Annotated in this window: 19 protein-coding genes; 12 read left to right on the top strand and 7 right to left on the bottom strand. The window is 69.0% G+C overall.

The features are described from left to right. The first annotated feature begins 329 nt into the window (after positions 1-329). From ACFWV8_RS23730 to ACFWV8_RS23780, 11 genes are all read left to right on the top strand, one after another. A complete protein-coding gene (locus ACFWV8_RS23730; protein WP_384206109.1) occupies positions 330-1,079 on the top strand; it encodes an ABC transporter ATP-binding protein in 750 nt (249 codons plus the stop codon). A gap of 2 nt (positions 1,080-1,081) precedes the next feature. Continuing rightward, on the top strand, positions 1,082-1,915 hold the full coding sequence (locus ACFWV8_RS23735; protein WP_384206370.1) for an ABC transporter permease: 834 nt from the start codon (positions 1,082-1,084) through the stop codon (positions 1,913-1,915). Between the two features lie 32 nt (positions 1,916-1,947). Beyond that, positions 1,948-2,976: an ABC transporter substrate-binding protein gene (locus ACFWV8_RS23740; protein ID WP_384206114.1), complete on the top strand. Its 1,029-nt coding sequence runs from the start codon at positions 1,948-1,950 to the stop codon at positions 2,974-2,976. Beyond that, complete coding sequence (locus ACFWV8_RS23745; protein ID WP_384206121.1) at positions 2,963-3,775, top strand: ABC transporter permease; 813 nt, start codon at positions 2,963-2,965, stop codon at positions 3,773-3,775. The genes ACFWV8_RS23740 and ACFWV8_RS23745 overlap by 14 nt, the downstream gene beginning before the upstream one ends. Before the next feature lie 66 nt (positions 3,776-3,841). Continuing rightward, positions 3,842-4,819, top strand: a complete 978-nt coding sequence (locus tag ACFWV8_RS23750; protein ID WP_384206126.1) for a dihydroorotate dehydrogenase — start codon at positions 3,842-3,844, stop codon at positions 4,817-4,819. A gap of 77 nt (positions 4,820-4,896) precedes the next feature. Then, entirely contained in the window at positions 4,897-5,478 is a 582-nt protein-coding gene (locus ACFWV8_RS23755; protein ID WP_384206132.1) for a hypothetical protein, read from the top strand. Next, the gene (locus ACFWV8_RS23760; RefSeq protein ID WP_384206137.1) at positions 5,475-5,957 is read left to right on the top strand and encodes a hypothetical protein; all 483 of its coding nucleotides are present in this window, start codon (positions 5,475-5,477) and stop codon (positions 5,955-5,957) included. Before ACFWV8_RS23755 ends, ACFWV8_RS23760 begins: the two co-directional genes overlap by 4 nt. Continuing rightward, positions 5,954-7,252 (top strand): Zn-dependent hydrolase, encoded by a 1,299-nt coding sequence (locus ACFWV8_RS23765; protein WP_384206142.1) that lies wholly within the window; start codon positions 5,954-5,956, stop codon positions 7,250-7,252. The genes ACFWV8_RS23760 and ACFWV8_RS23765 overlap by 4 nt, the downstream gene beginning before the upstream one ends. Then, positions 7,249-8,151 (top strand): dihydroorotate oxidase electron transfer subunit, encoded by a 903-nt coding sequence (locus tag ACFWV8_RS23770; protein ID WP_384206147.1) that lies wholly within the window; start codon positions 7,249-7,251, stop codon positions 8,149-8,151. Before ACFWV8_RS23765 ends, ACFWV8_RS23770 begins: the two co-directional genes overlap by 4 nt. Before the next feature lie 8 nt (positions 8,152-8,159). Next, entirely contained in the window at positions 8,160-9,479 is a 1,320-nt protein-coding gene (locus ACFWV8_RS23775) for a dihydroorotase (protein ID WP_384206153.1), read from the top strand. Between the two features lie 1,046 nt (positions 9,480-10,525). After that, positions 10,526-11,944, top strand: coding sequence for a DEAD/DEAH box helicase (locus tag ACFWV8_RS23780; RefSeq protein ID WP_384206158.1), 1,419 nt, complete (start codon positions 10,526-10,528; stop codon positions 11,942-11,944). Positions 11,945-12,267: 323 nt separating this feature from the next. Here the strand turns inward: ACFWV8_RS23780 and ACFWV8_RS23785 are convergent, their stop codons facing one another. The 5 genes from ACFWV8_RS23785 to ACFWV8_RS23805 form a co-directional block, all read right to left on the bottom strand. Beyond that, complete coding sequence (locus ACFWV8_RS23785) at positions 12,268-14,238, bottom strand: twin-arginine translocation signal domain-containing protein (protein ID WP_384206166.1); 1,971 nt, start codon at positions 14,236-14,238, stop codon at positions 12,268-12,270. A gap of 82 nt (positions 14,239-14,320) precedes the next feature. Continuing rightward, positions 14,321-15,184 carry a carbohydrate ABC transporter permease gene (locus tag ACFWV8_RS23790; RefSeq protein ID WP_384206174.1) on the bottom strand — a complete coding sequence of 288 codons (864 nt, stop codon included), beginning with the start codon at positions 15,182-15,184 and terminating at the stop codon, positions 14,321-14,323. After that, positions 15,174-16,019 (bottom strand): carbohydrate ABC transporter permease, encoded by an 846-nt coding sequence (locus ACFWV8_RS23795; RefSeq protein ID WP_384206181.1) that lies wholly within the window; start codon positions 16,017-16,019, stop codon positions 15,174-15,176. Before ACFWV8_RS23795 ends, ACFWV8_RS23790 begins: the two co-directional genes overlap by 11 nt. Positions 16,020-16,108: 89 nt before the next feature. Then, on the bottom strand, positions 16,109-17,398 hold the full coding sequence (locus ACFWV8_RS23800) for an ABC transporter substrate-binding protein (protein ID WP_384206189.1): 1,290 nt from the start codon (positions 17,396-17,398) through the stop codon (positions 16,109-16,111). Positions 17,399-17,471: 73 nt separating this feature from the next. After that, positions 17,472-18,506 (bottom strand): LacI family DNA-binding transcriptional regulator, encoded by a 1,035-nt coding sequence (locus ACFWV8_RS23805; protein ID WP_384206196.1) that lies wholly within the window; start codon positions 18,504-18,506, stop codon positions 17,472-17,474. 123 nt (positions 18,507-18,629) lie between these two features. On the opposite strand from ACFWV8_RS23805, the gene ACFWV8_RS23810 reads away from it, so the two are divergent. Continuing rightward, positions 18,630-20,240 (top strand): FAD-dependent oxidoreductase, encoded by a 1,611-nt coding sequence (locus tag ACFWV8_RS23810; RefSeq protein WP_384206203.1) that lies wholly within the window; start codon positions 18,630-18,632, stop codon positions 20,238-20,240. Between the two features lie 13 nt (positions 20,241-20,253). Here ACFWV8_RS23810 and ACFWV8_RS23815 read toward each other — a convergent pair whose 3' ends face one another. After that, a complete protein-coding gene (locus tag ACFWV8_RS23815) occupies positions 20,254-21,291 on the bottom strand; it encodes a LacI family DNA-binding transcriptional regulator (protein WP_384206209.1) in 1,038 nt (345 codons plus the stop codon). Between the two features lie 18 nt (positions 21,292-21,309). After that, positions 21,310-23,778 (bottom strand): glycoside hydrolase family 2 protein, encoded by a 2,469-nt coding sequence (locus ACFWV8_RS23820; protein ID WP_384206217.1) that lies wholly within the window; start codon positions 23,776-23,778, stop codon positions 21,310-21,312. Positions 23,779-24,810 lie beyond the last annotated feature (1,032 nt).

Here is a 24,810-nt window from a genome sequence, read left to right on the forward strand (position 1 = left end):
CCGGGCTGTGGTCACGCAGGCCCCCGTGCTGCGGAAAATCGTACCCGCATCACGGTATACCCCGAATTGCGGGCCAGATCTAGGTCTTGACTGTGGCCGAAAAACAGCCCAACCTCTGACCAGCGCAGTGGAAACGCCTTTTCCAGATACGGAAGCTGCGAGGCGGTGGTGTGCCGGCGCCCGGAACGATCCCGCTGGGCTCCGTACGGACACCGAGCCGCCGTGACTATTGAGGAGATCTTCATGCCACACCACCCCACACAGGCCGATGACAGGTGTCACCGCGTCCCGGGCGTTTCGGGCCGCGCGACTCCGGGGGCGGGGTCCGCATGAACCCCCTCCTGTCGGTGCGAGGCGTCCACAAGACCTACACCGCCGCCAAGCGCTCGAAGGTGGTGGCTCTGGAGGACGTCGACCTGGACGTGGGCGAGGGCGAGATCGTCGCGCTCATCGGCCCCTCGGGGTGTGGCAAGTCGACGCTGCTGAGAATGATGGCCGGCCTGGACACGGACTTCGAAGGAGACCTGAGCTGGAGCGTCCCTCCGCGCCCGGGCAAGGACATCGGCTTCGTCTTCCAGGAGCCGGCGCTGCTTCCGTGGCGCACGGTGCGGCGCAATGTCTCCCTGGGGCTGGAGGCGCAGCGCGACACCTCGGAGCAGGGGCGCGAACAGGTGACGACCCTGCTCGACCTGGTCGGTCTCACCGACTTCGCCGACTCGTTCCCCAAGGAACTGTCCGGCGGCATGCGCCAGCGCACCGCCATCGCCCGGGCGTTGGCCTACAACCCCCGGATCCTGCTCATGGACGAGCCCTTCGGGGCGCTGGACGCGATCACCAGGGACCGGCTTCACGACGACCTGTTGCGCATCTGGGAAACGACCCACAAGACCATCGTCCTGGTCACCCACAGCGTTGAGGAGGCCACCTACCTCGCCGACCGCGTGGCTGTGATGTCGGCACGGCCGGGCCGTATCAAGGCCATCCACACCGTTCCCCTGAGCCGTGAACGCACCCCGGAGACCAGGCAGTTGCCCGAATTCGCGAAGTTCTCCGGCATGCTCCGTCAGGAGCTGGTGTGAGCATGGAAACCCTCACCCGCCGCCGGGGCGCCGACCGGGACGTGAAGGGTTCCGCCGCGTCCGGCCCCGGTGACGGCGGCATCTCCCGCAGGGTCGTACGCGTACTGACGCCGCTCGCCTACGTGGCAGCCGTGCTGGCTGCCTGGAGCGCCTACGTCACGCTGGCCGACGTACCGCCCTATCTGCTGCCCGCTCCCGGTGACGTGCTGGACGCGGGGCTGAAGCTGGTACAGGACGGCACGCTCTGGCCCAACCTCACGTACACCCTGCGCAACATCGTCCTGGGTTTCGTCGGCGGGTCACTGATCGGCATCGCCCTGGGCTGGGTCCTGTGGGCCTCCCGCACCGTCCGGGAGATCCTCGCCCCCTACATGGTGCTGCTCCAGGCGGCTCCCAAGATCGCCGTCGCACCACTGCTGGTGCTGTGGTTCGGCCTCAGCCTGACCTCGCAGTACGCGCTCATCCTGCTGCTGGTCTTCTTCCCGATGGCCATGGCCACGATGCTCGGGCTGAAGGACGTTCCCGCCGACATCAGCACACTGGGGCGGCTGCTGCATCTGTCTCGATGGCAGTACCTGCGGATGATCCAGCTCCCCGCGGCCGTGCCCGCGCTGCTGGCCGGCGCCAAGATCGCCGTCATCGACGCCATGACCGGCGCGTTCCTGGCGGAATACCTCGCCTCCGAACGCGGCCTGGGATACCTCATGGTGCTCGGCAACACATCCAGTGACACCCCCCTGTTGATCGCCGCGGTCCTCGTCACGGTAGCGGTCGGGCTCCTCGGTTTCGGCCTCGTCTCCCTGGCCGAGCGCAGGCTCCTGCGCGGACGCCGCTGAGTTTCACTCCCACTTAGCCCTAAGGAAAGATCATGAACAGAAGGCCCCTGAAGCTCGTCGGCATCCCCGCCGCCGTGGCCGCCGCCGCTCTCCTCGCCGCCTGTAGCCCTGGCTCTTCCGAGTCGGCGAAGACGTCGTCCGACGGCACCAAGAAGGTCACCATCCAGATCGACGGCGCCGCGGTGCCGTACTACGCCCCGCTGTACGCGGCCAAGGAGCAGGGGTACTTCGCCGACGCGGGCCTGGACGTCGAATTCACCTACGCCCAGGGCTCCGACATCGTGAAGAACGTGGCGTCGGGCAACGTCGACTTCGGCTTCCCGAACGGCGACTCGGTCGTCACCGCGTACGGCAAGGGCATCAAGACCAAGGTCGTGCACACCACGTACCAGCAGGGCATCGGGGCGCTGCTGTCCCAGCCTTCGGCGAACATCAAGTCCCCCGCCGACCTGAAGGGCAAGACCGTCGCCGTCACCGACCTCGGCAGCCCGAACTACATCCAGCTCCAGGCGATGCTGGGGAGCGCCGGCCTGAAGCTCTCCGATGTGAAGGTCCGCACTCTGGGCACCGGCGTCATCGTGGACGCGCTGAAGAACGGGCAGGTCGACGCGATCGTCTTCTCGCGCCTGCGCTACTACGCGCTCCAGTCCGCCGGGGTCGATGTGAACCAGATCCTGAGCGACAAGTACCTTCCCTCCTTCGGCAACGTGGTCATCGCCGGCGAGGACAAGGTGAAGAACGACCCGGACACGGTCAAGGCGTTCGACAAGGCGCTGAACAGCGGCATCGAGTACACCGTCAAGAACCCGCGCGCGGCGGTCGACATGTCGGTGAAGAAGTACGCCTCGTCCTTCAAGGGCCAGGAGAGCGAGATCACCACGATCGTCGAGGACCTCTTCGCCAAGAGACTGTGGCAGTCGGACAACACCAAGAAGAACGGCCTGGGCTCCCCGGACCTCGCGCGCTGGCAGCAGGCCATCGACTCCCAGAAGCAGTTCAAGCTCCTCGACACGTCCTTCGAGGCGAGTGATCTGGTGGTGAAGCCGGATGACCTCGGCTGAGACGGCCGCCCGCCCCGGCAGCTCCGCCCGCCCCGGCCGGACGGCCGACGCCGTCCGGCCGGTGGTGATCGGCACGTTGTCCCTGCTGGCAGGTGTCGCGCTCTGGTGGCTGGTCACGGCGGCTTTCGGTATACCGGCCTACAAACTGCCGAGCCCGGCCGCGGTGGCCGAGCACGCTCTGCGGTTGACCGCGGACGACGTGCTCACGGTGCACATCCAGCAGACGCTGGCGGAGGTCGTGCAGGGTGTAATGATCGGGGCGTTGGCAGGGGTCGTCCTGGCGATCCTCTTCACCCGTCTGCCGTTCGTCGAACGCCTGCTGATGCCGCTCGTCATCGTGGCGCAGGTGACCCCGAAGATTTCGATCGCCCCGCTGATCGTGCTCTGGCTGGGGCTCGGTGTCGGCTCCAAGATCGCGCTCGTGGCACTGGTGTCGTTCTACCCCGTCATGATCAACATGGTGACCCGGCTGCGGTCCGTACCCAGGGGCGTCGACGACCTGGCCCGCCTGCTCCGTATCGGACCGGTCGCCAGAGCCGTCAAGATCGACCTGCCGTACAGCTTGCCGGCCATCGCCGTAGGTCTGCGCCTGGGGGTTCTCCAGGCGGTGACGGCGGCGGTCATCGGTGAGTTCATCGGAGCGCAGTCGGGGCTCGGCTACCTCGAGAAGCAGGCGCAGGACAACGACGACATCAAGCTCGTGATCATCTGCCTCGGGCTGCTCTGTCTCATGGCCTGGGTCATGTACGCCCTCATCGGCTGGGCCGAGCGCAAGCTCACCGAGCGATTCGGCGGCTGACACCCCGTTCTTCTCCTCGATCCCCTGATTCTCTCCTCGATCCCCCTGACGCAGAAGGCAGGCCCCATGACGGAGGTCCAGGACCACAGTCCCGCGGTGCTCGACGACCGCGACCGGCATTTCGCGGACCACGCCGCGTTCCAAACCGATCTCGCGGTCTCGCTGGGCCCGCTGCGGCTGGCCAACCCCGTCATGCCCGCGTCGGGCTGCTTCGGGCCTGAACTCGCCGGTCTCCTGCCGGTACACGAGCTGGGCGCCGTGGTCACCAAGACCCTCTTCTCGCAACGGCGTTCCGGTAACCCCTCGCACCGGCTCACCGAGAGCGCGCAGGGGATGCTGAACAGCGTGGGGATCCCCAGCCCGGGCTCGGCGGAGTTCATCCGCACGGTGCTGCCCCGCTACCGGTCGTTCGGGGTACCCGTCGTGGTGAGCGTCGGGGGTCTTGCCGTGGAGGAGTACCTGCGGATCACCGAGGATCTCGCCGACGCCCCTTGCGAGGCACTGGAGGTGAACGTCTCCTGCCCGAACCTTGAGCACGGCGGGCTCGCCATCGGAACGGACGCGGCGACCGTGGAGCGTGTCGTCTCCGGTGTCGTGGCACGCACTCCGCTGCCCGTCGTCGTCAAACTGACCCCGAACGTGACATCGATCGGTGACATCGCGCGGGCCGCCGAGCAGGCGGGCGCGACCGCCGTGACCGTCGCCAACACCTTCCCCGGCATGGCCATCGACCTGGACGGGCGGAGCGCGGTGCTTGGCAACGGGGTGGGAGGACTGTCCGGCCCCGCGGTCCGGCCCATGGTACTGCGCCTGGTGTGGCAGGCCGCCGCGGCCGTCCGGATACCCGTCGTCGGATGCGGCGGCATCAGCACCGCGCGGGACGTCCTGGAGTTCGTCCTGGCCGGAGCCACCGCCGTACAGATGGGCACCGCGACGTTCACCCGCCCGTACGCGATGACCCAGGTCCTGCGGGACCTCGACGCCCTGTGCCGCGAACTAGGCATCGCCCGTATCGCGGACGAACGCGGCACCGTGCGGACCTGACCCTCAGCCGCGGACCACCTATGGACCGTCCCATCCTCGGACCGTCCGGTCCACAGACCGCCCACCCCGGAGCCCCCATGAACCTTGCCCAGGTCCTGCGAACGGCACCCGACGCCCCCAGCGCCTTCCAGAGCGCCCGGCAACGAAGCGCCGAACTGTACGCCGACATACTCGCGGTGGCCCCCGGCGGAGGCCAGGTCGACGCCGAAGCCGTCCAGAGTCGGCCGTCCATCCTGCGTCGTACCGCGGCGCTGCTGTCCGAAGCGCTCCCGCCCGGGACCGACCGGTTGGTGTGTGCTGCCCCCGACGGCATCGCCGCCACCACCGCCCTGGCCCTGCACACGGGGCTGCCGTTCGCGACGGTGACCGGTACCGGGGACGACGCCCGGCTGACCGGCGAGGCCCACGTCGGCGAACACACCGTTGTCGTCGTGCCGTTGGTGGGCACGGCGCGGGACGCGGCACCTCCGGTACTCGCCGCCACGAGGGCGGGGATGCGGGTCTCCTGCGTCCTCAGCGTGCTCGACAGCGGCGACGGCAGCGTGGCGGACACGCTCCTGGAACTGTACGGAGTACGGTTCCACGCGCTCTTCTCCACCACCCCGTCGCGGGCCCCGCTCGGGTCCGCAACCGACAAGAAAGAGGTGGAACCCCGATGACCGAAAGCACCTCCGCGATCCTCTCCGGCGTCCGTGAACTCGGCGCGGCCACGGACGCCTATGGCACCACCCTGAACACCCAGGTTTCCCCGGCCGCGGCCGACCTCGTCGGCCGGGCCGTCGCCGACGCCGTGCGTGACCTGGCGCCGGACCGCATCTCGGTGTGGGAGAGCAGCGACGAAGCCGTGCTCGCCCACATCGTGGCCCTGTCGACGGACGCGACGGTCCTGCGGGTCACCGACGAGTCCGGAATCACCTCCGTCACCCCGGCGATCACACCCGGCGACCGGGTCGTCCTGCTCGCGACCGCCTGGGAGCCGCGCCGGCTACAGGCGATGCTCGGCCTGCTGCGCGGCGCCGCCGCCGAAGTGACCGGGGTGGCCGCTGTCCTGCACACGCCGGCGCTCGATGCCGCGGGTTCCGCACCTGTGGTGTCGCTGCTCTCCGAGGCGGAAGCCTCATCGGCCGGACTCCGATGACCGCACCGACCCTCGCCGCTCCCCGTCGCGCCGACGCCGACCGGCTCCGAACGCACCTGGACACCTTCGCCGGAATGTCGGAGCCCGGCCAGGGCCCCGGCGTCACCCGGCTGGCCTACACCCCGCTGGAGCGCCAGGCCCATGGCGTGTACGCGGCGCACATGCGTGCGCTCGGCCTGGACGTACGTACGGACACGGCCGGCAACACGGTCGCCGAACTGCCCGGCACGACCCCCGGACTGCCTGGCCTGGGTACCGGCTCCCATCTTGACAGCGTGCCGGGAGCCGGCGCGTACGACGGCATAGCCGGTGTGGTCGCGGCGATGGAGGTGGCACGGCTGTTCGTCGCGGGTGGGATCCGGCTCACCCGGCCGGTCCGCTTCGTGGCCTTCGCCGCCGAGGAGGGAGCCCGCTTCGGACAGGCGTGCACGGGCAGCCGGATCGCCGCGGGACTGACCGGCCCCGCCGACCTGAGGACCAAGCAGGACGCCGAGGGCGTATCGCTGGCACAGGCCATGACAGCCGTGGGCCTCGACCCGGACGACACCGAGGCGGCCCGCTGGCGGGGCGAGGACTGGGCCGCCTTCCTGGAACTGCACATCGAGCAGGGCTCCCTGCTGGAGTCCGAGTCCGTTCCCGTCGGACTCGTTGACCTGATCTCGGGCAGTACCAGGCTGCGTATCGATCTCACCGGACGGGCCTCGCACACCGGGGGAACCCCGATGCGGATGAGGGCCGACGCGATGGCCGCGGCGGCGGAGATCATCCTGATGATCGAGACCCTCGCCAACGACAGCCGCCATCACGGCACCCGGGCGACCGTCGGACGCATGCACGCCTCGCCCGGGTCCCTCACCACGATCGCCGGGAGCGCCGAGGTGTATGTCGACGTCCGGGACGTCGACAACGACCGACAGCGGCTGACCGCGGCGGAGATCGTCGACAGTGCGCAGAACATCTGCTCCCGGCGCGGGATCGGATGCGAATCCCGGCTGCTGGCCGACGCCTCCCCCGTCATCCTCCCCAGATGGCTCCGGGACACCGTCGCCGAGGCCGTGACGGAGGCCGGGATCGCTCACCGGGTCATGCCCAGCGGAGCCAGCCACGACGCACAGATGATCAACCATGTGGTGCCTACCGGCATGATCTTCGTCCCCAGTCACAACGGCGGTGTCAGCCACAGTCCCGAGGAGCTGACCCGGCCGGCCGAACTCGCCGTCGGCACCGACATCCTGGCGTCGGGTCTCCTGCGACTCGACGCCAGGCTGTCCGCACAGGAGGCCCCAGCAGCATGAACACCCTCGACACGGAGGCCGGCATACCGGTCCGGGACCGCGTGACGCCGCTGCTCGGGTCCGGGACGGGCCTGCCCGCCCCGACCTGGCACCGTGCCCGGGTCCTCGCCTCCGCCCCGCACGGCCGGGGCTACCACTTCCTGCGCCTGGAGGCACCGAGCATCGCCCGGACGTGCCAGGCAGGACAGTTCGTGATGCTGACCGCGGCCCGGGACGGGGACAGCGGCCCCGTCCTGCCCCGCCCCATGGCCGTGTACGGCCGGAACCCGCGGGCCGGCACCATCGACATCCTTCTCGGAGTGGTCGGTGACGGCACCCGTCGGCTGGCCTCATTCCGACCGGGAGAGCGGATGCTGGTCGTGGGACCGCTGGGCCAGGGATTCCGGCTCGCCCGGCGAACGCGGCGCGTCCTTCTGGTCGGACGAGGCATCGGCACCTGTTCGCTGACCACGGTCGCCCAGGAGTGCGCCGGGACCGACGTCGAGATCGTCGCCGTGGCCAGTGGCAGAAGCGCGGACAGGGTCGTCGGCGCGGATGTCTACCGCGCGGCCGGTGTGACACGACTGCACGAGGTCACCGACGACACCGGCAGCAGCGACCTGACCCGGCTCCGGGACACGCTGACGGGGGACCTCGACCAGGCCCCTCCACAGCAGATCATGACGTGCGGTTCGGAGCGGCTGGCCCGGCTCTGCGAGGAACTCGGCCGACGCTGGGCGGCGGACGTCCAGGTATCGCTGGAAGCCCACATGGCCTGCGGCCTCGGGTACTGCCACGGCTGCGCGACCGGGACCAGAAGCGGTCCCGAGGAGTCCCCGTTGATCTGCGCGGACGGACCGGTCTTCCGCCTCACGCACCCGGATACGCACCCGGATACGCACCTGGGCGTGGACCGGTGAACGGCTCCGTGGGGACGATGATCCTGCGGGGCGTCCGGCCTCTCGGCGGCGTGCCCCGGGACGTGACCGTACGGGGCGGTCGGATCGTCGCCGTTACGGCCCCCGGGACCGGGGACGGCACGAGTGCCGCAGACGCGACGACAGCGGAATGCGACGGTCTGATCATGCTGCCGGCCTTGGTGGACCTCCATACCCACCTGCGTGAGCCCGGTGACACCGCCTCGGAGACCATCGCGAGCGGCACGAGGGCGGCAGCGCACGGCGGATACTCCGACGTGCTCGCCATGGCCAACTGCGTGCCGGTGACCGACACCCCGGAGCGGGTACGGCACATCATCGAGCGGGCGGCACGAACCGCGTCCTGCCGGGTACACCCGGTGGGAGCCGTCACCACCGGGCTCGCCGGCCGCGGCCTCGCACCCCTCGACGGCATGGCTGCGGCCGGCGCCCTGATGTTCTCCGACGACGGCGTATGTGTCGACGACCCCAGACTCCTGCTGCGGGCGCTGGAGGCGGCCCGCCGCACGGGAACCTTCGTCGCCCAACACGCGCAGTGCCCGCGTCTCGTGGAGCGAGGCCAGGTCAACGCCGGCGCGGCGGCGCGGGCCACCGGTCTGCCGCCCTGGCCGGCGACGGGCGAGGAGACGATCGTCGCCCGTGACGTGGTACTCGCCGGGGCCACCGGCGGACGCCTGCACATCTGTCACGTATCCACGGCGGGCACCGTCGAAATCGTCAGATGGGCCAAGTCGCGAGGCTGGCCGGTAACAGCCGAAGTGACCCCCCACCACCTGCTGTTGACCGATCTGATGACGCGCGACGCCGACCCTCTGCGCAAGGTGAATCCGCCCCTGCGCGGCGCCGAGGACGTGGCGGCGCTGCGCGCGGCCCTGCGCGACGGAACCGTCGACGCCGTCGCCACCGACCACGCCCCGCACACCGCGTCGAGCAAGGACAACCACTGGTGCGAGGCGCCTTTCGGCATGCTGGGCCTGGAGACCGCGCTCCCGGTGGTCGCGGAGGCGCTGGGCGCCGGGAGCGAACCGGACTGGGGCCTCGTGGCCACGGTGATGTCGACACGCCCCGCCCGTATCGCGGGGCTCGCCGACGTGGCGGGCCGCCCGCTGCACGCGGGGGAGCCCGCGACGTTCACCCTGGTGGACCCCCGGGCCGACTGGCGGGTGGACCGGACCGAGTCGGTCAGCGCGTCGGACAACACCCCGTTCCACGGCATGACGTTCCGCCACCGCGTCGTCGCGACCATGGTCGAGGGCCGCGTCACCGTCGACATCGACCGCAGGCTGACCTTCCCCACGCGGATGTCGTAGTCGTGTTCACCAACGGCCAGAAGGTCGTGTCCGCCCCGAAGCCGCGCGCCGGGAAGCACGCTGCCCACCGGGCGGGTTCCTCCTCTCAGGCATCCTGGGTGATCAACTCACGACGAACTCCCGGTGAAGCGGACGGACCAGGCGCAGCCGCTCAAGCCCTCGTGCGGTACCCGGCGGACCTCTCTGACCTGACAACCGTCGTGGGCATACTTACGGGCGAACGGGTCGAGGCGCCGTGCGTCGGTGAGATCTTCCATGGAGAGCGGTGCCCCGACGACGAGGTCCTCGTGAAGGAAAAGAAGACCCAAGTCGTTGACTTAGGCCTTCGTCCTGGAGCGGGTGACGAGAATCGAACTCGCGCTCTGAGCTTGGGAATCACTCAGTACCGCGTAGGCTTGCCCGGCTCTGACCTGGGGAAACGCCTCCCTGGGAGCGTGCCGCAGTGGCTTCGTTCGGGCCCAGCTGACCGCTGTTCACTGTCTTGACTGGCACGTAGTGGCATGCCCATCCCGGGTGGTCGGCCGAAACCTGGGCGGGAGCGGCCGCGTTCGGTACGGCCGCAGACCCCGGAGCGGCAGCGGGGCCCGGACCGTGCGTCGAGGCCCCGGCCCTGCCCCGTACGGTGCCGCCCCGCGACAGTGGTGCGTCAGCTCTGTGCGGTGTCGTCGCCCGTCTGCCCGGCGCCCTCGGCTGCGCCTGCCTCTCGCGGATGTATCAGTACAAGCGCGAGACATCGATCCCGAACTCCCCGGTCGCCAGCGCCCCGACCGTGCCCGCCATGGTCTCGAGCTGCGGGACAATCGCGTTCAGCGCCCGGCCACCTACGGCAGAAGCCCTCGTACCGCTCGGCAAGAGCATCCCGGACTCGAGGGGCTCACCAGCCTTCAGCGCGTGACGATCCCCGGGGCGGGTGCCCGGCCGGGCAGCGGGACGGCCGGCGCGAGGCCCGCGCTGGTAAGGTCGGGTCACGCTTGCGGAGAGCCTGGGCCCGTGCCGGACAAGGCACGGGCCCAGGTCCGTTCAGGGCGCCGAAACGAGGAACCCCAATGAAGGCGAAGCAATCGGCCTCCGGTCGCTCCGGACCCGGCAGGTCCGACCGGGGGAGCGCCCTGCGGGGCGAGCTCTCGGTGCCGGGGACACCGGCGCCCGGCCTCCCGCCGGCCGGCTCCTTCGCGGAGCTGGAGCTGCCGGTGGAGCTGATGGGGGTGCTGGCAGGACTCGGGATACGGGAGCCGTTCCCGATCCAGGCGGCCACTTTGCCGAGCGCGCTGGCCGGCCGTGATGTCCTCGGGCGCGCGCGGACCGGCTCGGGAAAGACACTCGCCTTCGGGCTTGCGCTCCTGGCGCGTACGGCGGGCCGGCGCGCCGAACCGAAGCGCCCTCTCGCGCTGGTCCTGGTGCCGACGAGGGAACTCGCGCAGCAGGTGAGCGAGGCGCTGGCTCCCTACGCGGAGGCGCTCGGGCTGCGCTCGGTGACTGTGGTCGGCGGGCTGGCGATCGGGCGGCAGGTGGCGGCACTCCGGGCGGGTGCCGAGGTCGTGGTGGCGACGCCGGGACGGCTGGCAGATCTCGTCGCCCGGCGGGACTGTCACCTGGACCGGGTGCGGATCGCGGTGCTGGACGAGGCGGACCAGATGTGCGACATGGGTTTCCTGCCGCAGGTCTCGGAGGCCCTGGACCGGACGCCCCCCGGCGGGCAGCGGATGCTGTTCTCCGCGACGCTCGACCGCAACGTCGATCAACTGGTCAGGCAATATCTGAGTGAGCCGGTGTTCGCCGCGGTCGATCGGGCGGAGGGCTCGGTCGCGACGATGGAGCACCACGTACTGAACGTCCATCCCGCCGACAAGTACGTGACAGCCACCGAGATCGCGGCTCGGGACGGGCGGGTGCTGATGTTCCTGGACACCAAGCACGGTGTGGACCAGTTCACCCGCCACTTGCGGAGCAGCGGCATACAGGCGGGTGCTCTGCACAGCGGGAAGTCGCAGCCGCAGCGCACGCACACGCTGGCCCAGTTCAAGGACGGGGAGATCACGGTGCTGGTGGCCACCAACGTCGCTGCCCGTGGCATCGACGTCGAGCACCTGGACCTCGTCGTCAACGTGGATCCGCCCTCCGACCCCAAGGATTACCTCCACCGCGGCGGGCGCACCGCGCGTGCCGGGGAGTCCGGCAGCGTGGTCACGCTGGTCACGCCCGGCCAGCGCCGGGACGTGAACCGGATGATGTCGGATGCCGGGATCCGGCCCACGGTCGCTCTGGTTCGCTCCGGCGAGGAGAGGCTGACCAGCATCACAGGCGCGAAGCGCCCGCCGGTGCAGGACGGGGCGAAGACCGGCAACGCGGCGTTCCGGGGTCTGGGCACCCGCGCGGGCCGCCCGCCGAAGGAATCCCGCAAGGCCGCGGAGGCGCGCACGATGGCGGAGGCCCGCAAGGCCGCCCGAGCGCGCAGGGCCCACTGACGAGCGGTACGGCCGTCGCGGTCGGGAGACACAAGGAGGCACCCACTGCCTCGCATCGAGTGGAGCGTCAAGGAGTGCCGATGGCGAACAGGAGCGGTCCGATGTCCAGGACAGCGCTCGGGGAGTTCCTGGACGCCCACCTGTGAGCAGGCCGCATACCGGCCGGCGAGTCCCAGCACGTCGACGGCCGGTCCCCCGCTTGCGGCCCGCCACTGTCTTGTTCGTGTCCAGCCCCGTCGTGGTCCTCGGGACACCGGCGGCCGCGCGGAGCGGGTTCGTGCCGGCGCCGGAGAGCTGACCGGCGCCGACGCGGACCGCTCGACTCAGCTCACCGGTTCGACGCGCAGATCCACGGAGAGCGTCCCGGAAAAGCTGATGGTGAGGATGCGATGGGTGCGATTGCCCAGGTATGAGCGGTCCATCGGCGCATACTTCGCTTCACGGTCCACTCCCCAGTCGATGTTGAACCTCATGCTTCCGCGGGTGACGGTGAGCCCTCGGGTGACGGTGATCGTCTCCTGTCCGTAGGGCGCCGGCGTGCCGTTCGCGAAAGCCACTTGATCTCCGGTGCCGATGATGAGAGGGATGCGTTCGCGGGAGGCTCCCGGTGTGGTCAGCACACGCCTGATTCCATCAGCGCGATGTGTCACGTCCGTTGTCACAGCGCCGTCCGCGGTCACGTACCTCGTGGTGAACACGCCCCTGTATCCGGTCAGCGCGTCCGCCGGGATGGCGGCACCGGACGCCGTCGACCCGGCATGGTGCGTCGCGTTCACCGGGCCACGTGAGGAGGCGGTGCCGACGGTGTCGGCGACGGTCGTCCAGTCGTCCGGACCTGTGCTGTTGACTGTGAGGGCGAGCATGCCTGCGACGGGGTGCCAGAACGCGTTCGTCCCCATCCGCTGGAGCGAGTTCTGCCGCACGCCGTAGAGACCGGCGGTGTAGTAGCCGGGACGGCGGACGAACACGTACTGCTGGTTGAGGGTGCCCTTGCGGAGTTCGGTGAACGTGGACTCGCGCAGATAGCGCAGTGCGGCGACCTGTGCGTCGCGCTGGGCTCCAGGGATCCCGAGCGGGGCCTGCGGGACGTGCATGTGCAGCCGCGGCGACGAGTCCTGTTTCTGCCGAGGCGAGACCGGAGCCGTGGAGTCCCTCCAGGCGTTGCGCGCTTGCGTCTTCTCCTCCGAGCTGGCGAAGAACGCGCCCAGGGCAGGCACGTGGGGCACCAGGGTTCGCGCGAGCGCGCTGCGGTCCACGTCGTCCACCGGGGTGGTGACGAACGTCGCGACGATGTTGCGTGCGCTCGTCCCGGAGAGGATGAAGCCCTCCTTGCGGCCGGGTTCCATGACGACGATGTACCCCCACCAGGCGGCGAACCGCTCGGCTAGCTGGATGATGGCCGGGTCCGGCAGCCGCTTGTACAGCGCGCCGAGATCGGGGAGCATCACGTCGAAGTTGTACCCGGCGTCCGGTGCGACGGGCTCGTGGAAGAACCCGGCGGGCGCCTGTCCGTCCTTGAGGATGATCTGCAGCCGGTTCGGGACGGAGGCGCTGACGGCCGGTTCGCCGAGGATGTGCGCCGCTTCGACGACGCCGGAGAGCCCTGCGACGACCTGGTTGGCGAACTGGACCGGGCGGTTCCAGTGCGGACGGGAGGTGTCGACGAGCCACGCGGAGCTGTCGCGGATGGCGTCGCGGATCTGCAGTCGGCGGTCGTAGAGCTCACCGGCTGCGCGGAGGTCCCGGAGGACGGCGGCGAGCGCGACGGTGCCGAACCCGGTCGGGGAGAGGTGGTGCTCGGTCGGCGAGTACTCCGGGTACGACCCGTCGGCGTGCTGCAGGGAGAGGTAGTAGCCGAGGGCGGCGTCCAGGCGCGCGAGGAGCGCGGGGTCGCGGTAGTACGGGTTCCACGGCCGATCGTTGGCATAGAACCACGAGAGGGTGGCGACGTGCTCCATGATCCGGGAGTTGTACGGCTCGTTGGGCGTGCGCCACCAGCCGTCCTCCATCCACCCGTAGTTCGGCGCGACGTCCCGGACGCTGTTGGCGAGCGGAGCGACGATCATCAGGTACGCGGCCAGTACCTGCTCGTTGGGCGCGAACTGGGTACGCACCGGCTGCCCGGCCGGGAGCGGGGCGACGAGTGGCAGCACGGTGCCGTCCGATGTCGCCAGCGCGGGCGCCGCTCCCGCATTCCCTGTCCCGATCACCGCCGCGGTGGTGCCGACGCCGACCAGGAAGTTACGTCGGCTGAGCGCCGGCAGCATCGGTGGGCGTGTCTGATCCTCATGCATCGTCTCGACTCCTTCGTCTCTCGACCGGGGCGATGAGGTCAGCGGCGGCGTCCGGTCCGCGTCGTCGCTGTGGTGGGTCAGCTCATCCCTTGAGCCCCGTCTGGGCGAGGCCCTGGACGAACTGCTTCTGTGCGATGAGGAACACAACGAGGATCGGGACGACGGTCAGCGACGCGGCGCCGAGCTGCGTGTTCCACATCTGCTCGCCGTAGAAGTCCTGATAGCGCGTGATCGCGAGCCCGAGCGTGAAGTTCTCGGGGGTCCGCAGGAAGATGAGCGCCTCGAAGTACATGTTGAACGAGCGCAGGAACGCCATGATCCCGACCGCCGCGATCGCCGGCCTCGCCAGAGGGAGGGCGATCCGGAAGAAGACCCCGGCACGTGACACACCGTCAAGCCGTGCGGCCTCCTCGTATTCCTTCGGGAAGCTGAGGAAGTGCTGGCGGAATATGAACACGGAGACGACCGCCGTGGGTCCGAAGACCGGCAGGATGATGAGCGGCCAGTGCGTGTTGGTGAGCCCCATCGCCTTGACCGCCGTGAAGATCGGGATGATCGTCACCTCGGTCGGCACCATCATCGTCGCGAGCATGAGCGTGAACGCCGCGTTGCGCAAAGGGAAGCGGATGCGGGCGAAGGCATAGCCCGCCATCGCCGACAGCAGGATCGATGCCGTGGTGACGACCACCGCGATGTACATCGAGTTGCCGTACTGCCGCAGGAACGGCTGCGCGGTGAACACCTGCGCGAATCCGTCCAGCGTCCACTCTTTGGGCAGCAGGGTGGGGGGCTGGAGGAAGATCTCGTTCGCCGGCTTGAACGACGAGAAGAACATCCACAGCGTCGGATAGAGGAACGGGATGGACGCGGCCACGAGCAGCACGTACAGCGTGACGGTCGTCACCCGCGAGCGGCTGCGTGCCGCGCTCGATGCATCAGACCTCATCGTGTACCCACCTCCGGCGGGAGGTCCACTGCAGCATCGTCAGCGCCAGGATGATGGCGAAGAGCACGACGCCGATTGCGCTGGCGTATCCGAACTGCTGGCTGACGAAGGCCGTGCGGTAGAGGAAGAACGGCAGGACGTTCGTGGCATTGCCCGGCCCGCCGTCGGTGAGCAACTGCACGGGAGCGAACACCTCCAGCGAGCCGATGGTGGTGAGGATCCCGGTGAGGAGGATCGTCGGCGCGATCATCGGGACCGTGATCGACCAGAACGATCTCCACGGCGACGCGCCGTCTATCTGCGCTGCCTCTCGGATCTCCTCCGGGACGCTCTGGAGAGCGGCGAGGAAGAGCACCATGTTCAGGCCGACGCCCTTGAACACCTGCACGACGACGAGGGACATGAGCGCGGTCGAGGAGTCGGTGAGCCAACTGGTTCCGTCGATGCCGAGGAGCTGGAGTACGCCGTTGAGCCCTCCGTTGGGGGCGAGGAGGAAGCCCCATGTCACGGACCAGGCGACCACGGACACCACGACGGGTGAGAAGAAGATCGTGCGGAACGCGGTGATGCCCTTCATCCGCCGGTTGAGGAGGACGGCGAGGCTGATGGCGATCACGAGGTTCAGCACGAGGACGCCCGCGCTGAAGAGCAGACTCGCGATGACCGACGCGGAGAAGGTCGGATCGGCGAAGAGGCGGGAGTAGTTGTCGAGTCCGGTGAACTCCATCTCGCCGGTGAGCGGCCGCCACTCGTTGAGGCTGTACCAGATGACGAAGAGGAAGGGGACGACACCGAGGATGATGACGCCGAGGACCTGGGGTGCGACGAAGGCCACGCCGAGCCAGCGGTCCCCGTCAGGACGGGGGCGCCGACTCCGTATGACTTTTCGGTCGTTCGCTGCGGAGGTGCGTGCGGTCACCGGGGTCAGCCCTTGAGCGTCGGCGAGATCTGCTCGCATATGCCGGTGACGGCGGTCTTCACGTCGCCTCCCGACCACACCGAGTCGAGACCTGCGCGGACCTTGTCGGAGAACTGTGAGAGCACCGGGTGCTGCGGCTTCACCGAGGCCTCGGGGACCACGTCGATGATCGCCGACTGGATCGCCTCGGGCGAGAGCTTCGGCGCGGCCTGGGAGAGCGTCTTCACATTGAGGAGCGACTTACGGGGCGGCGGGAAGAACTGCGCGAGGAGCTCGGCGTTCGTGGGGTTCGTCAGGTGGGCGAGGAATCCGGCCGCCTGCTCCTTGTGGCCGCTGCGTTCAAGCACGCTCATCCCCCCCTGTCCGACGATGGGGTGGTAGCCCTTCGGTCCTGCCGGGAGGGGGAGGAACGACCAGTCGAAGCTGTCGTCGAGGCTCCCCGACTGACTGAGCTGCGCGACGCTGAAGGCCACGTCGCCGCTCGCGAACGCCGCGGGCTCCGCCTTCGCCGAGACGGGGGGGATGGCGCCGCGGCTCATCTGCTTCTGGTACCAGGTGAGGTAGTCGATCATCTCCGGCGACGCGAACTCGCACGTCGCGCCGTCCTCGGACCACGGGGCGGCACCCCATGCGCTGCCGAGCATGGTCACCGCGCTCCAGTTCGTGGGGTTGAACGTGGGGACGTTCAACCCCACGGCCTTTGTCTTGCTGTTCGTCGCCGCGGCGATGTCGGCGATTGTCTGCCACGTGTAGTCCGGGGTCCCGACCAGTGATGCCACATCGGGCTGGCCGGCGGTCGCCAGGAGGTCTTCGTTGACGTAGAGCGCGAACGGCGAATTGGAGAACGGATACGCGTAGAGGCCGTCGTCGTCGTCCCGCCACGGAGCGAGCGAGGCGGGGAGGATGTCGTCGAGGTCGTAGCCGTCGGCGCCTTCCAGCGTGTCGCGGACATCGTGCAATACGCCCGCGTCGACGAACTCGGGGCCGCTCGCCTCGGGGACCCAGGCCAGGTCGGGAACGTCGCCACCGGCGAGCTGCGTCGTCAGCCCGGCGATGTAGTCCGGGTTCGTGACGGGCTCGAAGGTGATCGACGCGACCTCGTCACCGTGCTCTGCGACATAGGCGTCGCCGATCTTCTGCAGCAACGCCAGGTGATCCTTATTGGATGACCAGAGCGCCATCTTCAGGTCGGCCGGACCTGACGCGCCGGTGTCGCCGCCGCTGCATGCGCTGAGGCACAGGGCCAGAACTCCGCTGAGCGCGATGGCGGCTCTTCGGGATCGGGTAGCTCGCATGAGGTACTCCTTCGTACTCACTCCGCGCCTCGTAGCGCTCCGCAGGAAAGTAAAGTACTGGCTACCGAGAAAATCAAGCCATATTTTCGGTAACTTGTGGAGCCGCTGTCGAGTCCCGCACGATGAGCTCTGTCGCGAGATCGGTGTGGTACACGGGAGGCGCTCCGCCGAGCAGCAGCTTGTGCGCGACGTCCACCGCGTACGACCCCATTGCCTCCGACGGCTGCCTGATGGTCGTCAGCCGCGGCGCCGTCATCCGCGCGACGGGTTGATCGTCGAACCCTGTGACACTGAGGTCGCGCGGGACGGACATGCCGGCACGTCGCGCGGCTTCCAGGACCCCGGCCGCCTGCGCGTCACTCGCCGCGAAGATCGCCGTGACGCGGTCCGGTCGGCCCAAGAGGAACTCCGCGGCCCGCAGCCCCGATTCGTACGTGAAGTCGCCCTCCTCGACGATGTCGGCGCGGGGCTGGATCCCCGCGGAGGCGAGCGCGGCCAGGTGCCCGTGCTTGCGCGCGATCGACGCCTGCGTGTCGGACACGCCGCTGAGGAAACCGATGCGCGTGTGCCCGAGCGACAGCAGATGCTGCGTGGCCGCCATGCCGCCTGCGAAGTTCGTCGCGCCAACGGAATACGAGTCGCTGTCCGGCAACCGGTAGGTGTCGACCTCGACGAGCGGGACTCCGTTCTTCGCGAGCTTCGCCCGCTCCTCCGTCCTCAGACGGGATTTCAGCGCGATAACGGCTACCGGTCCGTTCCGCTTCGTCCGCTCGATCCACCCTGCGGCGGGCACTCCATCGGGGAGGTCGAGAAGGACGAGCTCAAGCCCGGCCTCGTGGGCCGCGCGCATGACGCCGCGCAGGATCTCCACGGTCAGCGGCGACGACATGCTTGAGCTCGAGAGCACGACCATCACCGTCGCGAGATCGCGCCGGGAGCGCTGCTTCGGCGACAGGTACTGCTTGTCGCGCAACACGGACTCCACCCGCACACGGGTGTCGGGGGCGACGTCCGGCGCCCCGTTCACGACCTTCGAGACGGTGGAGATCGAGACGCCCGCCTCGCCCGCCACCTCGGCAAGCGACGGTCGACGCTCCTTCTCGCGCATGGGTATCCCTTCGATCACTTCGAGTTCTGGAAGTCTACGGCGAACGACGCTGCCTTGAGAGATTTTACTTACGTATGATCGGGAAACTTACCTAGAGTTTTCGGGAAAGAAAGGTGTTCTCCCGTGACACGACAGCAAGCTGACCTTCTCATCGTCGGTGGTGGCGTCGGTGGCGTCTCCGCCGCTCTCGCGGCATTGCGCCGCGGCAGATCGGTGATCATGACCGAGCAGACGCCTTGGCTGGGAGGGCAGTTGACGGCTCAACTGGTGCCCAGCGACGAGCACCGACGCATCGAGACAACCGGCCGCAACCGCAGCTACGCCCAGTTCCGCGAGCTCGTCCGTGAGCACTACCGGACGTACTATCCGCTCACCGCAGCCGCGAGAAGCGACCAGCACCTTAACCCCGGCGCGGCATGGGTCAGTCCGCTCAGCGTCGAGCCGAAGGTCATCCTCGCGGTGATCCACAGCATGCTGCGCCCGTACGAAGCGTCCGGACGACTCACGCTCATGCTCGAGACGTCGCCCGTCGCTGTCCACACCGACGGTGACCGCGTTACCGCGGTGACGGTGCGCGACCGCGCGGGAGATGTGTGGGACCTCTCCGCGCCGTTCGTGCTGGACGCGACCGAGCTCGGCGACCTCCTGGAACTCGGCGGAGTCGAGTTCGTCACCGGCCGCGAGGCCCGTGGCGAGACCGGCGAGCCAGGCGCACCGGAGACCGGCGATCCCCTCGACATGCAGAGCGTCACCTGGTGCTTCGCGGTCGAGCACCTCGTCGGCCAGGACCACACCATCGACCGACCCGACGACTACGGCTTCTTCCGCGAGTGGCGACCGCCGCAGCTCGACGGCGAGAAGATACTCGGGTTCCGCCGTGCCGCCCATGACGGATCGATCGCCAGGGAGTACACGCTGCGCGTGAACGACGACGACGACCCGTTCGCCATCGACGTGGACCACCGCAACATGGGCGAAGCCCCCGAGCTGTGGAACTACCGCCGCGTCGCAGCACGGCGCCAGTTCGAGGACGGCGCGTACGAGAGTGACATCGTCATCGTGAACTGGCCGATGAACGACTACGCCGGCGGTACGGTGTTCGGCAGCGACGACGCGGCGGTCCACTGGGATCGATCGAAGGCGCTGAGCCGGTCGCTGCTCTACTGGCTTCAGACGGAGGCTCCGCGACCCGACGGCGGCGTCGGCTGGCCCGGACTCCGCCTCGCGCCGCGCGTCACGGGGACGTCGGACGGTTTCGCCATGATGCCGTACTTCCGGGAGTCACGCCGCATCCGGGCGGAGCGCACGATCCTTGAGCAGGACTTCGACCGGGACCTCCGCGACGGCCGGGGCGCCGAGCGCTATCCGGACACCGTGGGCGTCGGTCACTACTACTGGATCGACCGGCACGCCACGACCGGTGGCAGCGCGGGCGGCGGCGGCCTGCCGGAGCCGTTCGAGATCCCGCTCGGTGCCCTCCTGCCGCAGCGCGTACGGAACCTTCTCCCCGCCGCGAAGAACATCGGCACCACGCACATCTCGAACGGCAGTTACCGGCTCCAGCCCGTCGAGTGGTCCATCGGCGAGGCTGTGGGAGCCCTCGCCTCATACTGCCTCGACCACGGCCTCGAGCCGTCCGCGGTGCGCTCCCATGCGCACCGGCTCGGCGACTTCCAGCGCGACCTCGAACGCGGAGGTGTGCAGTTGCGGTGGGATCCCGCGCTCCGCTGGTAGACCGTCGCGAAGGTCAGACCTCGTCCGGAGCGCGACCGGTCGAGGCTCTGACCTGAAGCGTTGGGGTCGCGTCCTGATGAGTGGACGGGTCCGCACCGTCGATGACGTCGAGAAGCCGGCGTGCGGCATGGGCGCCGAGGGCGACGACATCGTGGCCGAGCGCCGTCAGCCCCGGTGTCACGAGGCGGCAGAGCAGCGAGTCGTCCCACGCGATGACGGAGACGTCGCTGGGGACCGAGAGACCCAGTTCGTGTGCGGTGGTCAGCGCTGCGACCGCCATGACGTCGTTGTCGAACAACAGACCCGTCGGCGCCCTGGGCGACGACAGCACGGTGTGCGCGGCCGCCGCACCGGAATCCTGTGAGAGGTCGGTGCGCACGATGTCGTGTTCGATGCCCGCAGCGCGAGCGGCGTGCTCGAACGCGTCGTCGCGGATGGCCGTGTACGCATAGCGGCGGGGGGCCGCAACACGGGTGATGCGTCGATGGCCGAGGGCCGCGAGATGCTCGACTGCCTGCTGCATCGCCTCGGCGTCGTTCGTCCACACCGTCGTCAGTCCGGCCGCGACGCTCGGGTCGCCGACGACGACCGCGGGGATGCCACCCTCCGCCGCGACGGAGATCCGCGGATCGTCCGGGATCAGATCGGTGAGCAGGACGCCGTCGACACGACGCGACATGTGCCATCGCCGGATCGCCTCGGCCTCGGCGTCCGCGTCGGGCGCGAGTTCGAGCAGGAGTCCCATCGAGCGAGACGCGAGCGTCGCCTCCACGCCGGCGATGAACTGCATGTAGAACGGCTCGACGGAGAGATCACGAGGGTCCTTGGCGAGCACCAGACCGATCGTGTCCGCGCCTGCACCCGCCAGCGTGCGGGCGGCGCTCGCCGGCGCCCAGCCGAGCCGGGCCGCCACCTCGAGAACCCGTTCGCGCGTGGCCGAAGACACACCGGACCGGCCGTTCAGAGCATAGGAGACGCTCGCGGTCGACGTCTGCGCCTCCCGCGCGACGTCCGCGATGGTGACCCGCCGGGTCTGCGGAGCGCTCGTCATCACCGATGCCAGCTCCCGTCAGTCGGAGCCGATGGTATCCCTCAGCGAGGCAACGACGAACGCCGCCCGCGGCGAGGCGGCATCGAGCGGCTCCGGCGCGCGGACACGGAAGATCTCCGTCTCCCCCGGCAGCACGGTGGTGAAGCCACGGTCGACCGTCGCCTCGGGATGGATCCGGTCCGGCTGGACGAGCACATCGCGCGCGAGGTGATGCGAGCGGACACCGATGTCCAGCCCACCGGTGACGGCGGTGACCGTGACCTCCAGCGGCGTTCCGTTGAGCCGTGCGTCCCTCGGCGAAGCGAAGTGCCAGAAGGCCCGCTCGTCGTCGACCGTCGCGATGATGAACTCGGAGCCTGGATCCGACGACTCGGCGACAGCCGACGGCAGCATGACGCGGGTCACCGAACGCGGAGGAACCGAGAGCGGGTGCGATCGCTCCGCGGCGGGCACGCCGTCGAGGCGCCGCCGAGCGAGGTGCGCCATCGTGTCCCACGTCTCGTCGTCGTCGTTGATGACGCAGAGCTCCAGTGCGCCGTCACGTGGCTCGATGGTCACGACCCGCGGCGCGTACATGTCGCGCAGGGCGAAGTAGAGCGGCTTGCAGCGGCCGGCGCTGTCGATCGCCGACCACGACGTGACAGGCCAGAGGTCGTTGAGCTGCCACACGACAGTGCCCGTGGTCCGCGGCCAGCTCGCGCGCCAGTGCAGCACCCCGGTGCGGACCGCCTCGACCTGCATCCACTGCGTCTGCAGGTGCCACCGGTCGAAGTCCTCCGTCGGCGGGAGGTGCCGGGCGAGGTTGCGCGCAAGCTTTGCGTGTCCGTCAATGGCCTTCTGATGGTGGCGCACGTTCTCGGCGTCGATGCGCAGCTCGCGGTCGGTGATCGCATCTCGGAGTGTTCTCCAAGCCGCTGCGCCCTGCCAACCGAACTCGGACACGAAGCGCGGAGAGCTGTCCCGGTAGACCGCGTAGTCGTACTCGTTCCAGGCGTCCCAGGAATGGAACGTCTGGTGGTCGGTGTCGTTCGGGTCGTGCGCCCAACTGCCCGACCAGGGGCTCCCCTCCGTGTAAGGACGGGTGGGGTCGAGTTCGCGAACGAGGTCCGGAAGCCACTCAAGGTAGTACCGCTCGCCCCAGGTGAGCTCACCTCCTGGCTGCGCCGCCCAGTCCTTGTCGAGGCGCATCCAGAGGTTCTCGTTGTTCCCGTTCCAGATGGCAAGGCTGGGATGAGAGCTGAGCCGCACGATGTTCTCGCGGGCCTCGGCGAGCACCTCGGAGCGGATCGGCTCCTCCTCGGGGTAGGCGGCGCACGCGAAGAGGAAGTCCTGCCACACGAGCAGGCCGAGCTCGTCGCACGCTCTGTAGAACGCGTCGCTCTCGTAGACCCCTCCGCCCCATACGCGGACGAGGTTCACGTTCGCGTCGGCGGCCTGTTCCAGACGGGTCCGGACGCGGTCGGCGGTGACCGCTCCGGGGAAGACGCTCTCGGGGATCCAGTTCACGCCCTTGACGAACAGAGGGCGCTCGTCCACCGTGACGACGAACGGGGTGCCGTGAGCGTCGGGTGCCCGGTCGACGGCGACACTCCGGAAGCCGACCCGTGTGTGGTACTCGTCGAGCTGCTCCTTCCCGAACCAGAGCGAGACATCGACCGGATACAGGTGTGGTTCGCCGAGTCCGCGCGGGTACCACCGTCGCACGTCGGGAACGGCGACGACGACGGTCGCGGAGTCCTCGCCCGGCTGGACCTCGGCGTGGACAGCCTGCCCGGCGATCTCAACCTCCAGGTGGAACGGGAGTGTTGCCCCCGAGGCGGTTCGCTCGAGGTCGATGTGGGCGGTGAGGATGCCGGTGTCGTCGAACAAGTCGACCAGGGGACGGACAGCGGCGATCCGCGCGGTGCTCCACGTCTCCACCTTGACGTCGCGCCACAGTCCGCAACCTGGGAGGGTCGGTCCCCAGTCCCAGCCAAAGCTGCCCGCCATCTTCCGGATGAACGCGAAGGGCTGTGGGTAGGCGCTGGGCCGCGCTCCGAGCGCGCGCTCCCATTGCTCCGCCTCCGTGTACGCGGACGTGAATCGGACATCGACGACATTCGTCTCGGCCGCGACCGCCGCTATGTCGAACCGGTAGGAACGATGCATGTTCCGGGTGCTTCCGACCGTCCGCCCGTTGACTGCGACGGATGCGACGGTGTCGACACCATCGAGGACGAGGTCGATCCGCTCTGCGCCAACGGCGGCGGCGAACGTGCGGCTGAGTCCCCAGTCGCATCTCGACACCCACGAGACTTCGTCCTCGTTCTGGTCGACGAAGGGGTCGGGGATGAGGTCCGCTGCCAGCAGGTCGAGGTGGATCGCTCCCGGAACCTGCGCATCGATGTCCTGGCCGATGAGTGGGATGGCCGCTTCTGGCACCGAAGTCCGACCGTCAGCAACGACTGTCCATGTCCAACGCCCTGCCAGGTCAGACGTCGTGCGCATGCGGACTCCTCTTCGCCGAGTCAAGTGGATTCCAGCGTAGCCTAAGCGCTTAAGTTCCACCGGAACAGGACCCGGCTGCTCCCTGTGCGTAGCTGCCTCTGTCCGTGGTTGTGATCCGGTGACACCGGATGCCGGCGCGTTGGAAACATGCGCAAGTGAGAGCCCGGAGCTGCCCGTGGTACCCGTCCCGGAGTTCGGGATCTGCGAGCCCCATCAGTCGCTCAGTCAGGTCCCGCAACTCTGCGGCAGTGGCCGCAACAAAGAAGCCCCCAGGTCATGACCTGAGGGCTTTGCGTGGAGCGGGTGACGAGAATCGAACTCGCGCTCTGAGCTTGGGAATCACCCGGCGCTCGGGCATCGATATGTGACCTGACCTGCGGGAACAGGCTGATGCTTCCCGGATCCGAGTGTCGTATCGGCACCTGTGATGACCGCTCTTTACCGCTCCGACTGGCACGTAATGGCACGGCCGGTCGCAGGTTCAGGTCCAGGCGTCATGGAGGTCCTCGGGGGTGAGAGCGGGGCGTCGGCGGTGGAGCCATTGCGGGTGACGGCGAGCAGGGTGGTGTCATCGGCGCCGGACAGCTGGGAGCGATGGGTGAGAAGCGGACGAGGTCGCGGTTGTCGAAGGGCTTCTTCTCCAGCCACTTGACCGGACCCACGAGGGTGATCTTCTTGGCGATGGGGGCGCGGTCGGCGCCGACGATGTCGATCTCCGGGTCGTTGGTGCGGGGTCCGGTAGCCGCCGATCGCGCTGGTGCCCGCAGGCAGTTGTCCTTCGTCGGAGCCCAGTCGCCACAAGGCTTCGCGGATAGCGGGCTCGATGGCCCTGTCCCGCCAGGGCGTCCAACTGGCACGGATGGTCTTGGGGACGCGCTCACCCCGGACCCTGTTCGATCGCGGAAGCTGGCTTGTTAATGGACGGATACGAAGGCGGCACGGGCGACCTCCGCCGGCACGACGAAGGACGTCACGTTCGGGGCCGCAGAACGGTGTGCTTGCGCGAATGATCGCATCATCCAAGCAGTCGCT

The organism is Streptomyces sp. NPDC058665, assembly GCF_042714995.1.
Lineage (GTDB): Bacteria > Actinomycetota > Actinomycetes > Streptomycetales > Streptomycetaceae > Streptomyces.

Coding starts and splice junctions, on each gene's coding strand:
- ACFWV8_RS23730 (WP_384206109.1), top strand. CDS start 330: ATGAACCCCCTCCTGTCGGTGCGAGGCGTCCACAAGACCTACACCGCC.
- ACFWV8_RS23735 (WP_384206370.1), top strand. CDS start 1,082: ATGGAAACCCTCACCCGCCGCCGGGGCGCCGACCGGGACGTGAAGGGT.
- ACFWV8_RS23740 (WP_384206114.1), top strand. CDS start 1,948: ATGAACAGAAGGCCCCTGAAGCTCGTCGGCATCCCCGCCGCCGTGGCC.
- ACFWV8_RS23745 (WP_384206121.1), top strand. CDS start 2,963: ATGACCTCGGCTGAGACGGCCGCCCGCCCCGGCAGCTCCGCCCGCCCC.
- ACFWV8_RS23750 (WP_384206126.1), top strand. CDS start 3,842: ATGACGGAGGTCCAGGACCACAGTCCCGCGGTGCTCGACGACCGCGAC.
- ACFWV8_RS23755 (WP_384206132.1), top strand. CDS start 4,897: ATGAACCTTGCCCAGGTCCTGCGAACGGCACCCGACGCCCCCAGCGCC.
- ACFWV8_RS23760 (WP_384206137.1), top strand. CDS start 5,475: ATGACCGAAAGCACCTCCGCGATCCTCTCCGGCGTCCGTGAACTCGGC.
- ACFWV8_RS23765 (WP_384206142.1), top strand. CDS start 5,954: ATGACCGCACCGACCCTCGCCGCTCCCCGTCGCGCCGACGCCGACCGG.
- ACFWV8_RS23770 (WP_384206147.1), top strand. CDS start 7,249: ATGAACACCCTCGACACGGAGGCCGGCATACCGGTCCGGGACCGCGTG.
- ACFWV8_RS23780 (WP_384206158.1), top strand. CDS start 10,526: ATGAAGGCGAAGCAATCGGCCTCCGGTCGCTCCGGACCCGGCAGGTCC.
- ACFWV8_RS23785 (WP_384206166.1), bottom strand. CDS start 14,238: ATGCATGAGGATCAGACACGCCCACCGATGCTGCCGGCGCTCAGCCGA.
- ACFWV8_RS23790 (WP_384206174.1), bottom strand. CDS start 15,184: ATGAGGTCTGATGCATCGAGCGCGGCACGCAGCCGCTCGCGGGTGACG.
- ACFWV8_RS23800 (WP_384206189.1), bottom strand. CDS start 17,398: ATGCGAGCTACCCGATCCCGAAGAGCCGCCATCGCGCTCAGCGGAGTT.
- ACFWV8_RS23805 (WP_384206196.1), bottom strand. CDS start 18,506: ATGCGCGAGAAGGAGCGTCGACCGTCGCTTGCCGAGGTGGCGGGCGAG.
- ACFWV8_RS23815 (WP_384206209.1), bottom strand. CDS start 21,291: ATGACGAGCGCTCCGCAGACCCGGCGGGTCACCATCGCGGACGTCGCG.
- ACFWV8_RS23820 (WP_384206217.1), bottom strand. CDS start 23,778: ATGCGCACGACGTCTGACCTGGCAGGGCGTTGGACATGGACAGTCGTT.